The organism is Psychromonas arctica (assembly GCF_036697365.1).
Lineage (GTDB): Bacteria > Pseudomonadota > Gammaproteobacteria > Enterobacterales > Psychromonadaceae > Psychromonas > Psychromonas arctica_A.
On the sequence record NZ_JBAHZA010000004.1, the window covers coordinates 234746 to 248168 of the forward strand.

Annotated in this window: 10 protein-coding genes; 3 read left to right on the forward strand and 7 right to left on the reverse strand. The window is 37.0% G+C overall.

The genetic code is table 11. The annotated features are described in order from the left end of the window. Positions 1-7 precede the first annotated feature (7 nt). Positions 8-922 carry an aromatic amino acid DMT transporter YddG gene (gene yddG / locus V5290_RS06520; RefSeq protein WP_333383035.1) on the forward strand — a complete coding sequence of 305 codons (915 nt, stop codon included), beginning with the start codon at positions 8-10 and terminating at the stop codon, positions 920-922. A 574-nt stretch (positions 923-1496) separates the two neighbouring features. On the opposite strand, the gene V5290_RS06525 is transcribed toward yddG, so the two are convergent. From V5290_RS06525 to cobT, 7 genes are all read right to left on the reverse strand, one after another. Then, positions 1497-2723, reverse strand: coding sequence for a type II secretion system F family protein (locus V5290_RS06525; RefSeq protein ID WP_333383037.1), 1227 nt, complete (start codon positions 2721-2723; stop codon positions 1497-1499). A 149-nt stretch (positions 2724-2872) separates the two neighbouring features. Continuing rightward, a complete protein-coding gene (pilB, locus tag V5290_RS06530; protein WP_333383039.1) occupies positions 2873-4558 on the reverse strand; it encodes a type IV-A pilus assembly ATPase PilB in 1686 nt (561 codons plus the stop codon). 11 nt (positions 4559-4569) lie between these two features. Beyond that, entirely contained in the window at positions 4570-4989 is a 420-nt protein-coding gene (locus V5290_RS06535) for a pilin (protein ID WP_333383040.1), read from the reverse strand. 717 nt (positions 4990-5706) lie between these two features. Next, complete coding sequence (nhaD, locus tag V5290_RS06540) at positions 5707-7149, reverse strand: sodium:proton antiporter NhaD (RefSeq protein WP_333383042.1); 1443 nt, start codon at positions 7147-7149, stop codon at positions 5707-5709. Between the two features lie 439 nt (positions 7150-7588). Further along, the gene (gene cobC / locus V5290_RS06545; RefSeq protein ID WP_333383044.1) at positions 7589-8245 is read right to left on the reverse strand and encodes an alpha-ribazole phosphatase family protein; all 657 of its coding nucleotides are present in this window, start codon (positions 8243-8245) and stop codon (positions 7589-7591) included. A 13-nt stretch (positions 8246-8258) separates the two neighbouring features. Then, positions 8259-9035, reverse strand: coding sequence for an adenosylcobinamide-GDP ribazoletransferase (locus tag V5290_RS06550; protein WP_333383046.1), 777 nt, complete (start codon positions 9033-9035; stop codon positions 8259-8261). Positions 9036-9082: 47 nt separating this feature from the next. Then, entirely contained in the window at positions 9083-10138 is a 1056-nt protein-coding gene (gene cobT, locus V5290_RS06555; protein WP_333383048.1) for a nicotinate-nucleotide--dimethylbenzimidazole phosphoribosyltransferase, read from the reverse strand. Between the two features lie 231 nt (positions 10139-10369). On the opposite strand from cobT, the gene srmB reads away from it, so the two are divergent. Then, positions 10370-11731, forward strand: a complete 1362-nt coding sequence (gene srmB / locus V5290_RS06560) for an ATP-dependent RNA helicase SrmB (protein ID WP_333383050.1) — start codon at positions 10370-10372, stop codon at positions 11729-11731. A 150-nt stretch (positions 11732-11881) separates the two neighbouring features. Next, the gene (locus V5290_RS06565) at positions 11882-13417 is read left to right on the forward strand and encodes a hypothetical protein (RefSeq protein ID WP_333383052.1); all 1536 of its coding nucleotides are present in this window, start codon (positions 11882-11884) and stop codon (positions 13415-13417) included. The last annotated feature ends 6 nt before the right edge of the window (positions 13418-13423 follow it).

The window sequence follows — 13423 nt, forward strand, 5'->3', positions numbered from 1 at the left end:
GTTTTTTATGTCCTTTATTAATGAAAATAGATATACATTTTATGGTGTTTTTGCAATTTTACTGTGGAGCTCCGTCGCTGCTTTTATCAGGGATTTATCTGAGTTATTCAGCCCAATTGCAGCCGCTGCGATGATGTATAGCATTAGCGCTATTTTTTTGATGTGCGTAATGGGTGTTCCTAAAATTAAAGATTTCCCTATGCGTTATTTATTAATTGGTGGCTTTTTATTTGTTACTTATGAAATTTGCTTGGCGTTATCTTTAGGAATGGCCAACGATCGACATCAAGCCATGGAAATGTCCATTATCAACTATCTGTGGCCAGCATTAACTATCTTATTGAGTGTGTTAATTAGCCCTAAAAAAGTAAACATCTTAGTATATCCAAGTATTCTGATTGCCTTCGCAGGCGTGGGATGGTGTATTGCTGGCGATCAAGATATTTCAATCACTACATTAACAGCCAATATATCAGATAACCCAATCACCTATTTAATGGCTTTTTCAGCGGCTTTTATTTGGGCTATTTACTGTGTGATCACTAAGAAGATCAGCAATGGAAAAAATGCCATCGTATTATTCTTTGCCGCGACAGCCATCACTTTGTGGATCAAATACTTTTTCAGCAATGAGCCAAGTATTGATTTTACCCTACCGTCCACTTTGATCTTAGTGATTGCCGGTATCAGTATCGGCACAGGCTATGCTTTGTGGAACCAAGCTGTAATAGGCGGCAACATTATTTTATTAGGTACGCTTTCTTACTTTACACCTGTGTTCTCTACACTATTCGCTTCTGTTTATTTATCATTATCTTTATCAGGATCGTTTTGGCAAGGTGTCGCACTGGTCACTTTAGGCTCTTTAATCTGCTTTTTAGTGACTAGGCCAAAACCTTCAGTAAAGGAAGCTTGTGCATAACAGTTCATGCAGCTGCGTTTAGGTTTATAAAATAATTTCTACATAAAACTATTTAAGCCATTCTAACTTTAACCTTTATTTACCTCTCAACTACGCAGTATTGAGAGGTAAAAAAACAAGCAGTATCAAAACGATAAAAAATCTAAACAAGCAGGCTAAAGCCAGCTCCCCTAAAAGATGCTATGTAACTTTCATAAATAAACTAAATTTAATCGCTCTAACTATTGAGTAATAGCCTAGTGCAAGAGAATAATCCCAAAACAAGCAGGCTAAATCCAGCGCCCCTAAAAGATGTTACGTAACTTTCATAAATAAACTAAATTTAATCGCTCTAGCTATTGAGTAGTAGCGTAATGTAAGAGAATAATCCCAAACAAGCAGGTTAAAGCCAGCACCCCAAAGTGAAACATATTTCGTAATATTCATAGAAATTGATTAAATCCGATACCTTTTAAGCAAGTTTAATTTTGAGAGAAGAGTTTCGCTACAAGCAATAAAAAGCGAACCATAAGGTTCGCTTTTTATTGCTTATTTAAATGATTAAATTAAATAAATGATAAGAATAAACAAATAGTTAACCGATAACACTACCCAGTTGGAAAATAGGTAAGTACATTGCTACAATCAAACCACCAACGACAACACCTAATACAACCATAATCATAGGTTCTAATAGGCTGGTTAAGCTATCTACAGCATCATCTACTTGTTGCTCATAAATATCTGCGACTTTTGCTAACATACCATCTAAATCACCAGACTCTTCACCGATCATCACCATTTGCGACACCATATCCGGGAAAGCATCAGTGGTTTTCATTGCTACATTAATTTGCATGCCCGCCATTACTTCGGTACGCATTGCATGTACTGCACTTCTATAAACATAGTTACCAGAAGCACCTGCTGCTGAAAGTAAAGCATCAACTAGCGGAATACCAGCAGCAGAAGTAGTCGATAGAGTACGAGCAAAACGCGCTACTGCCGCTTTATCTAAAATAGTACTAATAACTGGGATTTTTAAGACAAACTTATCGGTATTATTACGAACTTTCTCACTGCCTCGATGCGCTCTTTTAAATAAAAAAATCGCTAACATAACGCCACCAATCACCACATACCAATAGTTTTGCACAATATTTGAAATAGCTAAAACAAATAGAGTAAAGGCAGGTAATTCCGCACCAAAACCAGAGAAGATATCTTGAAACTGTGGAATAACAAACAACAATAATAAAAGCGTCACTAGAAAAGCAACTGCAACCACCGCAGCAGGATAAAACATTGCTTTTTTAATTTTAGATTTTAAGGCTTCAGATTTCTCTTTATAGGTCGCAATTCGGTCGTAAATGGTATCTAAGGCACCAGACTGTTCACCGGCTTCGACTAAATCACAATACAAATCATCAAACTGTCTTGGGTATGAACGTAAGGTTTGAGATAAGGGCGTACCCGTCGCTACTTCATTACCTATCGAGGTCATTAACTTACGCAAAGATGGTTTTTCATTACTTTTAGCAATTAATTCCAAGCTTTGCACTAAGGGTACACCAGCATTTAACATGGTAGCAATTTGACGAGAAACAATGGCAATATCCATGGGTGTCACTTTATCGCCAAAGGAGAAAAGAGGTTTAGGTCTCTTTTTAATGCGAGTAACACTCACACCTTGCTTACGTAATTCTGCTTTTACTTCATTTTGGCTTTCACCTTGTAATTCACCTGAAACCTTAGATCCTTTGCGGTTTATACCGTTCCAACTAAAAGTATTTAATTCAATGATATTTTTATTATTAGCCATGAAACTCTCTTAATAAAGTTATTTTAATATAGTGAAGATCTGCTTATGCTGTTTCTCATTTTTATGTTTTTTTACTATACTTTTTCTACTTGATTAGTGCTTTGTCATTGCTTTTGCTTATGAGAACAATGAGAGGTATTTTTAAGCATTTAAGTAATACGAGTGACCTCATTAAGGCTGGTAACGCCGTTTAAGGCTTGTTTAATTGCGGATTGCCTTAAGGTATACATGCCTTCTTTTTCTGCAATATCTGCAATTTGCATGGCATTACCATCATTTAAAATAATATGACCTAATTGTTCAGACATCTCCATGACCTCATAAATACCGACACGGCCTTTATAACCATCAGTACATTTTGAACAACCGACAGGCTGATAGAGGTTATGTTTTTCGGCTAATTGTTCTTGAGTAAAACCAATATGCAATAATTCTGAGTCTGAAATTTCTAGTGGCGCTTTACATTCATTACATAAACGGCGGCCCAATCGCTGCGCGATAATTAACGACACTGAAGAAGCAATATTAAAGGCAGGTACGCCCATGTTTAATAAACGGGTTAGCGTTTCTGCAGCAGAGTTTGTGTGTAACGTAGATAACACTAAGTGACCGGTTTGCGCGGCTTTAATACCAATTTCAGCTGTTTCTAAATCACGAATCTCCCCGACCATCACAATATCCGGATCTTGACGTAAGAAAGAACGTAACGCAGAGGCAAAGTTCAACCCTGCTTTATTATTAATCTGAACTTGATTAATACCCGTTAAGTTTATCTCCACAGGATCTTCTGCTGTAGAAATATTTCGCTCAACAGTATTAAGAATATTTAATCCTGTATACAAAGAAACGGTTTTACCACTCCCCGTTGGGCCGGTAATTAATATCATACCTTGCGGTTTAGCTAACGCATTTAAATACTTTGCTTTTTGTTCGTCTGTATAACCCAATTTATCGATATCAAGATTGGCAGCAGAAGAGTCTAAGATACGCATTACGATTTTTTCGCCCCACATAGTGGGTAGCGTGCTTACACGTAAATCTATATTACGTTTATTAGAAATTTTAAGCTTGATACGACCATCTTGCGGTAAGCGACGCTCTGCAATATCTAATTTAGACATAACCTTTAAACGCGCTGAAAAACGATTGGCTAGATTAACCGGTGGAGAGGCAAACTCATGTAAAATACCATCAACACGAAAACGAATGCGATATTTTTTCTCGTAGGGTTCAAAATGTAAATCGGATGCACCTTTACGAACAGCGTCCAATAACACGCCATTAATATATTTAACGATTGGCGCATCGTCATCAACGGCTTGCGCTTCATCTAAACGAGATTCTGACTCATCAACTTCAATATCATCGATGCTACCCATATCATCAAGGGAACTAGTACCATCATCTAAAATGGCATCAATTGCTTCGGAAAGTTTGGTTTCTTCGATCAATAAGGCTTCCGTATGCATACCAAAGCTAAAACCAAAGTCTTCTAATGCTGATACATTAGTCGGGTCAGCCATGGCGATGTACAAGGTTTTTTGCTGTACATACACAGGTAACGCATGATGCTTCTCTATTAGTTTAGGGTGAATAAACTTTTCAGGGATCTCTTCAAGATTCACCGAGTCACTATCCAATAGAGGAATACCATATTCTGCTTCACAGAATTCAGCTAATGCTAAACTATCAATAAAGTTATTTTCAACGAGGTAAGAAGTTAAGGGTTTCTGCTCAGAAACAGAGGAAGTGGTAATTTGTTGTAATTTATCTGGATTAAGTAAACCACGAGCGGCTAAGCTAGATGCTAAGCCGCTAATATCAGAAATTGCCATGAAAGATTGACTTAACAGATACTATTATCGAAACATGTACCAGTTTCAGCCCAAGTAACTTGTCCTGAAGAAGCTTTTGTGCCTGTTAAAATATAAGTCTCACCACTTAAACCTTCAGTATTTGTAGCAGTTGCTGTTATCTCTGTTGATGCAGCAGCACTGTCCGTTATTTGAAGAGTACTTACATAATCACCACCAGCAGAACCTTCTGCTGCTTCTACGGCTTCAGAACAACCTATAAATGTACTGTCTATTTGAGCACATACTTCCATAGCTTGCTTAACTGAACTAGTAGCAATAACCACTTCAGAGAATTTAGCCTTGGCAGTATAAGTCTGATAAGCAGGCAATGCCACTGCTGCAAGAATACCGATAATCGCGATAACGATTAACAATTCAATTAATGTAAAACCCTGTTGTATTTTTTTCATTTTATATCCTTAAAATTTGTTTAGTACTGTTTAAGTGTAATACCAAACAATAATTGATTTTTAACTTATACTTCTAATCGCTCAGTAATTATTAATGAAAATAGTTGATGAGTAATTAAAAATAATCCTGTTAATTTACTGTACTAAGTAACTAAAAAGTAACTATTAAAGCAACTTTGCAACATTCCTTTGCTACAATTTACATTGTTCACAAAGTGATAATTGTACCGTCATTTTATGGTGACTTCATTTAAAATAGTTTTAAATTTCAAAAAAACCAGTCTAAACATCACATAATATGAACTTATACAAAAAATTACGCATTACTATTCTAATTTTATTGTCAATAATTGTTATTAACGAGTTCATGTTAATAACAATTAAGCAAGTAGTACCCTTCCCCACTATTTGCCGATTATTTATACCAAATAATGAATGGTTAAGTAAAGTTTAATTACGGCAGATTAATGATAACAAACTAAATTATTTAGCTTTTATCTTAAATATTAGCCAAGCACTCATTATTTGACTTTACATTAAATAAACAGTCTATAAATAAAGTTAGAAAAAGTAATTTATAGCGGAAAGATGCTGCTTTATGAAAAAACTAAAATCAGCCAACCTCCTCTAAGTAGGTATAGCTGATTTTTTTATGTATTACCAGTTTTATTGTAAAGGTTTAATACCAATAGTTTTAAAAGTAATCAATGTCTTCATTTAGAAATAAACTGCATTAAACCAAAGGTGTACGAAGATACTTGCTATATAACCTAATGCAATAACTGGCGTCCATTTTAAATGTGCACCGAAAGTATAAATCCCGCGAGCTTGTCCCATTAGTGCAACCCCTGCTGCACTACCGATAGATAACATGCTACCACCTACACCTGCCGTTAAAGTAACTAGTAACCATTGCCCTTGACTCATTACAGGTTCCATACTTAACACTGCAAACATTACTGGAATATTATCGACTATCGCAGACAATATACCGACAGTAATATTGGCATACGTTGCATCCCAATTACTGTACATCGCTTCAGAGATCATACCTAAATAGCCAATAAAGCCTAAACCACCGACACACAACACAACCCCGTAGAAGAATAATAAAGTATCCCACTCTGCTCTTGCTACTTTATTGAAGATATCAAAAGGAGCACCATCACCTAAACCACGAAGGCGTTCGTGCTCTTTTTTATCAACCGTATGCGCCATCGCATATTGATAATGATGCTTTTGTGTTTTACGTAGAAAGAAAGCAAAGAATTGTAGAATACCTAAACCTGTCATCATGCCTAATACCGGAGGCATACCTAAGAATGAATGGCCAGCTACAGCAAAGAAAATAGTTAATAAAAATAAACCAACGATACGTTTAGCACCGCGCTTCATGACTACAACTTCCCCATCCCCTTTAGCTTGTTCTGTTGAGATAAAGAAGCTCATGATGATAGCGGGTACTAGGTAGTTAACCGCTGAAGGAACAAATAGCGCGAAGAAGGTCGTGAATTCGACCATACCTTTTTGCCATACCATCAAGGTGGTGATATCACCAAATGGGCTGAATGCACCGCCAGCATTTGCAGCGACTACGATATTGATACAGGCAATAGAGATGAATTTTTTATTACTCCCCCCAACTTTCATTACGATCGCACACATCAATAGTGCAGTGGTTAGGTTATCGGCAATTGGCGAAATGAAAAATGCTAACACACCGGTTAGCCAGAAAATCAAACGTAGTGTAAAGCCTTTGTTGACCATCCAAGCCCGCAATGCATCAAACAATTGACGCTCTTCCATAGCGTTAATATAAGTCATTGCCACTAACAGGAAGAAAAACAGCTCTGCATATTCTAATAGGTTATGACGAAACGCTGCTTCTGCATCATGGCTCATACCATGCTGAGAATAATAATAGCCGATCATGCCCCAAATAATTCCGGCAGCTACCAACACAGGTTTTGATTTACGAAGGTGTATAACATCCTCCAACATCACTAAACAGTAAGCAATGGCAAAAAACAAAATAGCCGCATAGCCGATGCCATGTGAGGTTAAATCAATTGTTTCTCCGGTACTAGCTATCAAACTAGAAGAGAAGAACACGGTAAAAAATGTCAATATGAGACCGAGTCGCGTGGGCAGCTTTAACATTACGTTTTCCTTAAAGTAAATAAATTGAAGCATTAAATTTCGCCAGATTCTAGCATAAGCAGGAACGTGCAATGTACGTTAACAAAGTGCTAAATATGAAAACTTTGAAGCTAGGTATGTAATACCAATCCCAATAAATAACTTATCTATGTTACTTGCTAAAATAGCTCACTTTTTCGTTGTAAATTTCGTAAAAGGAATAACTTCATACGTCAATTTACGCCTTTAATTCAACTATTTTTCCAGCACTAAATTTAGATAAGACATTCAATGTAATCGGTATAACACGACATCAAAGATTCAAAAATAATAAATTTAATCAAAGAGATAAGGCTTATTATTTCACTTTTTTCGAGCAATAATTTAAGCAGTTGCTAAAGATATTAGCGCTTAACAAATAAAGAAAAGATAGTGTAGATCAATAAACACACCGTTAATGTCATAAAATATGATTAATAGCCGTGCATTGCGATAATTGATTCTGTTGAGAGACAACACGCAATGTTGAGACGCTTAATTTATCAATTTTTAAAGTTAAAGCATGATCTAACGGGATTTTTAAGAAGTGACTAAGAATAGAGCGAATAACACCTGCATGGGTCATCAATACAATATTTTGAGTTTGCTTAGCTAAACAGAGAGTTTCATTGAGTTGAAGCCAGGCAGTGATTACCCGTTGATCAAACTGTCTTGCACTTTCACCATTAATAAATTGATAATCGAGCAGGTCAGCACTCCAATCTTCAATGGCTTGTTTACCGATAGACTGCCAGGTTTCGCCTTCCCAATCACCAAAATTAATTTCTTGAAAGGCATTCTCTGTTTTTAAGGGAATAAAGGCAGGTTGAAGATGCTGTTGTAACCCCTTTGCTAAGTCTAAGCAACGAATTAAAGGACTACTAATAATTTGCATATGCTCCGTTGCTGATGGCTTAGATTGAAAGTAATCAACTAATGATTGTATGTCTTGTGCGTAACTTTCTGTGAGTTCACAATCTAATTGCCCATAACAAATGTCAGAAGCTAAATTGACAGCACCATGGCGTACTAAATAGATATTGTGTGCGATTGGAAAATGATTGTTAGTTTCAGACATATTGACTCATTACTTAGCTAATGGCTGCGAGGCAAATTAGTGCGATTAATAGTTCATTTAATTGCTGTAGCAAACCTAAACAATCTCCAGTATAACCATCAATACTATTATTAAAGTAACGTTGCCAGAAAAGCGTATTGGCAATCAACATACCTAACACAATCACAGCAGTAGCGATCGGTAGTAATAACAACACTAATAGACTTAAAGCGATTGCACCCAAAAAGTAGTGATGAGGTAAAGATTGTGAGGATTGTGTGGACTTACTTGTTTGCTCTTGCCTTGCATATTGGCTGTACTGCATTAATAGCAAGGTACTTGTTCGGCTTAATACTGAGGCAACAATAAAGGTGGTCACTAGAAGCCAGCTACTTAGTTCAGCTAACTGCACGAAAGTAAGCAACTTCAATGCGACCAGCATTATTAGTGCAATCACCCCGTAAGCACCAATTTGGCTATCTTTCATAATCGCTAAACGTTGTTGCTTATCATATCCTCCACCAAATCCATCGGCGCTATCAGCTAATCCGTCTTCATGTAAAGCGCCAGTAAATAACAGCCCAACGATTAACATCAGCAATACACTAAGACTTTCGTTAAAAAATAGGTGAACAAATGAATAAGCTAAAAGACACACAAATGCATACAGCAAACCAACAAAAGGAAAATAGGCATTCCCTAGATGAAAAGGGTAAGCTTTAAAATTCGTTGATGCAGGGACAGGTACACGTGAGAAAAAGGACAATGCATAGCAGCATAACGTCCATTGTTTAGTGATTGCCTGCCTCATTTATATTTAAACCTTATTAATTGCTGCTATTAACTGTTAGTAAGTATTTACTGACTACTATCCGAAACACCTGCATCATTAAAAGATGCCATCTCATTTAAAAAAGCTAACGCAGACACTAATAAAGGATAGGCAACCGCAACACCAGAACCTTCACCCAAACGCATCCCTAAATTTAATAGTGGTGTTGCTTGCATATTAGTTAATAGTAATTTATGTGCTTGTTCATCAGATTGGTGACAGAACTGAGTGTATTGTAGAAAGTTTTCATTTATTTCACTGGCAACAAGTGCCGCACTTGAAGCGATAAAACCATCAACTAATACTAGCATTGATAATTCAGCAGCTTTTAACATCGCACCGACCATCATGGCTATTTCTAACCCACCAACCTTTTGTAAAACGGTTAATGCATTAGCATCATGTAATTGATATTTTTGTATTGCTTGATCGATGACTTGCGCTTTTAGCAACACAGTTTGGTCAGTGATACCTGTGCCTTTACCTGCGCATTGCTGACCTGATAAAGATAATAGTGCCGACATGATAGCAGCTGCCGACGTCGTGTTAGCAATCCCCATTTCGCCAAACCCAATGACATTACAACCCGCTTTATGTTGTTGTAAAACAACTTCAGCACCTTGTGCAATTGCCGCCTCACATTGTTGATCAGTCATCGCTGCATGCTGTGCAAAATTTTCTGTGCCTAAGGTAATAGGTTGATTAATAAAGTTATCGGCTTGAATATGCTCGAAGTTAGCCTTAACACCAGCATTAACTATTTTTAAGTCAATATTGTGCTGTTTAGAAAAGCAGTTAATGGCAGCGCCACCTTGCAGAAAATTGAGTACCATCTGCTCAGTCACCACTTGCGGGAATAAACTAACCCCCTCTTCTGCAACACCATGGTCCGCAGCAAAAATAACAACGCTCGGATGATTAAAGTTAGGAGTTAATGTTTGCTGTAATAGTCCCACTTTAAACGCCACAGACTCTAATAAGCCTAAACTACCCTGCGGCTTGGTTTTAAGGTCGATTTTTTCTTGTAAAGCATCAACAAATTCTTGGCTGACTTTATCTAGTGGGGCAACAATATCAAACACACAACTTCCTTACTCGAGGTTACTTAAATCAATTAACTCATTGAATACACGTTTATTATATCTAAGTTCACATTATATGAGGTAAATACAAGATTTTATCTTATGGTAAATCAATTTTATAACAATCCAAGCCTTTCCTAGGAATAAATACGTTAATTAGTAGACAATTCCCCCCTAAACACAATCTTTGCTTTATAATGTGCTTTTTGTTTTATTGTATTGGAAAATCTCATGTCATTTGCATCGCTTGATCTTGATCAGCATTTATTAAACGCCGTTGCTAAAATGGGCCACACACGCCCTACAAGTATTCAAAACCTAGTGATCCCACCCGCAATGGATGAACGAGATATCATGGCCAGCGCGCCAACAGGTACAGGTAAAACCTTAGCTTTCTTGCTACCTGCGGTACAACGCCTAATTGATTACCCTCGTCGTAAAGGTGGTTCGGCACGTATTTTAGTATTAACTCCAACTCGTGAGTTAGCTGTACAAATTAGTGAAGTCGCAGAACAACTAGTCGAAGGTACAAAATTAGTTGTCGGTAATATTATTGGCGGTATCTCATATCAAGAACAAGAAGATACTATCATGGGCTCAGTTGATATTGTGATCGCGACACCAGGTCGTTTGATGGAATATATTGATGCCGAAGCCTTTGACTGTCGTGAAGTTGAATGTTTAGTACTTGATGAAGCAGATCGTATGTTAGATATGGGATTCATCGCAGAGATGGATCGTATTGCTGGTGAAGCTCGCTGGCGTAAAATGACCGCACTTTTCTCAGCAACGTTGGAAGGTAAAGGTTTACGTGAATTTGCGCGTGACGTATTAAAAGACCCAGTTAAATTAGATGCAGAAGTAACACGCAGAGAAAGCGGTAAAATTTTACAATACGTTCATTTAGCTGATAACCCGGATCACAAACTAAAACTATTAGCTGCAATCCTAGAACAAGAGCCAGAACATGAACAAGTTCATAAAATGATTGTGTTTGTAAAAACACGTGATCGTCTTGCTCAACTGGTAGCCCAACTCGCTGAATTAAATATTCGTTGTAACTACTTACGTGGGGAAATGGATCAAGAAAAACGTAATTTATCATTACGTCAATTTAAAGAAGGCACAACCAATATTCTAATTGCTACCGATGTGGCAGCTCGTGGTATTGATGTACCTGATATTACTCATGTCATTAACTATGATATGCCACGTAGTGCAGATGTTTATGTACACCGTATTGGTCGTACTGCCCGTGGTGGTAAAAAAGGTACTGCGATTTCAATTATTGAAGCACATGATATTGATATCTTAGCTAAAGTTGAACGTTATACGGACCAAGTTTTAAAACGCCGTGTAATTAAAGGTTTACGCCCAGCACATAAAGAAGCTAAAACAAGTTTACGCAAAACGAAAAAGCCTTTAACGAAAAAAGGTAAAGCACGTGAAGAAGAAGTAAAACGCCTGCAAAAAGAGAAGCGTCAAAAGAAAAAGCAGGATATGGGTAAACAGCGTCATCGAGCAATAAAAGCCAAGGGCAAACCAAACTGGGCAGGTAAAAACAAAAATCAAGAGGAAAACGTTGATAAATAATTAATTTTATCAAGCAATGTTTGTCAAAACAGTTAACTTCTCTTAGAATTGAGAAGTTAACTATCTGAGCTTACAGACAATTATTTTCAGACTGTTATATTAATAATACAGGTTTTTATTTTCTCAGCTGAAACGGTCTAAAGGTCAATTATGCGTCTATCTTACCCACTGTTAATTTCAACGTCGTTAATCACCCTATTATCAGCCTGTACTTCTACTCCTCCGGCAACAAATACAGAGACAGTAAGTGTCATTTCAACACCTCCTCCAGCTACTCCTTTTTCTCACATAATAGGGACTAGTTTTAGAGGGCAGCTCAGTTATAAAAATAACCAAGCTTATTTTAAACCTTGTGATGATTCTGAGCAGTATCCAATACAAACAGAAGAGCCTTTAACTGATATTTATCAGCAAATAGGTAATAGTAAATCAGAGCCAGTATATATAGAATTCGCTGGTGAAATTAGCTTTACAGATGAGAAATCAAGGTCCTCAGTTGTTACTCGCATTGATAAAGTACATCACATGGCAGCAGCTAAGTCTTCGCTTCAATGTGCTAAAGCTACAGATAACTTTAGTTTTAAAGCCACTGGAGATGCGCCCTACTGGCGTATTAACATTCACGAAAATCAACTCTATTTTGCCGCCAAAACAAGCAATCAGTCTTACACTATAACTAACTCCAAAATAGAAAGTGATAAGCAGCATCTTTTACATGCTACTAATGAAGATGGCCAACGACTTACTCTAAAAATTGAACCGGGACAATGCTACCTTTCAGACCATAAAGAATATTGGGGTTACACCACCAAAGTAGAGAGCGTAGATGGTCAATTTTTTGGTTGTGGTGAACTAGGTGAGCTAGCTAACGATCAATCTTACACCGGTGAGTATTTCAGCCAAACGATACAACAACAAGATATCAACTTGTCATTAAATGACAATCATACCGTTGTATTCCAACAAGGTGAGTTATCAGAGCAAAATATTAAAACAGGTTTTTGGAAAAGTAACACTCCTGATTCAGTAGTGATTATGTTAACTAAAGAAGGTGGTAAAAATATTCGTGAAGAGCTGGTGTTTAAACGACAAGGGCTCAGCTTAATTTGTACTGAAATCAACAATAATAATGTCTTAACATCACTAGACCACCCAATTACCTTTGACAAAATGAATGCAAAACACGGTGAAGTTAACGATGGCAGAACTCAAGTAAAGCGTCAGTTTTCTCCACAACAACTGGATGCACCAAACCAAATCGATATCGAAGTACAAAGTGCGGTCCGCCAATATTTTAAAATACATAGAACTGATCCTAAAAATACACGATTTAACTCTGTTCGCTTTGATTTGAATGGCGATGGTAAAAAAGAAGCGATTGTATTACTAGATTGGTGTTCAAGTAATGGTTGTGAAATGTTGGTGTTTGAAGAAAAAGACAAAGGTTTAGTATTTTCAAGCCGAGTATCACGTATCCAGGCCCCTATTGAAGTGGCACACACTCAGCATTTTTCATGGCAAGACTTATTAGTTAAAAAAAATAACCAGTGGCTACAATTAGAGTCCGATGGTTTGAGTTACCCACTTAAAGTGAGTGATGCGAAAACGGTTGATGCACCATTACAATCAACGGGTGTATTACTATTTTCTCAAGGACGCCCTACTACTTGGTTTTCTATTAAATAACGATAA

Bases quoted from the DNA above. Each gene is read 5' to 3' on its own strand.
- V5290_RS06550 (WP_333383046.1), bottom strand. From the start codon at position 9,035: ATGAGGCAGGCAATCACTAAACAATGGACGTTATGCTGCTATGCATTG.
- cobC (WP_333383044.1), bottom strand. From the start codon at position 8,245: ATGTCTGAAACTAACAATCATTTTCCAATCGCACACAATATCTATTTA.
- nhaD (WP_333383042.1), bottom strand. From the start codon at position 7,149: ATGTTAAAGCTGCCCACGCGACTCGGTCTCATATTGACATTTTTTACC.
- srmB (WP_333383050.1), top strand. From the start codon at position 10,370: ATGTCATTTGCATCGCTTGATCTTGATCAGCATTTATTAAACGCCGTT.
- V5290_RS06535 (WP_333383040.1), bottom strand. From the start codon at position 4,989: ATGAAAAAAATACAACAGGGTTTTACATTAATTGAATTGTTAATCGTT.
- V5290_RS06525 (WP_333383037.1), bottom strand. From the start codon at position 2,723: ATGGCTAATAATAAAAATATCATTGAATTAAATACTTTTAGTTGGAAC.
- pilB (WP_333383039.1), bottom strand. From the start codon at position 4,558: ATGGCAATTTCTGATATTAGCGGCTTAGCATCTAGCTTAGCCGCTCGT.
- yddG (WP_333383035.1), top strand. From the start codon at position 8: ATGTCCTTTATTAATGAAAATAGATATACATTTTATGGTGTTTTTGCA.
- V5290_RS06565 (WP_333383052.1), top strand. From the start codon at position 11,882: ATGCGTCTATCTTACCCACTGTTAATTTCAACGTCGTTAATCACCCTA.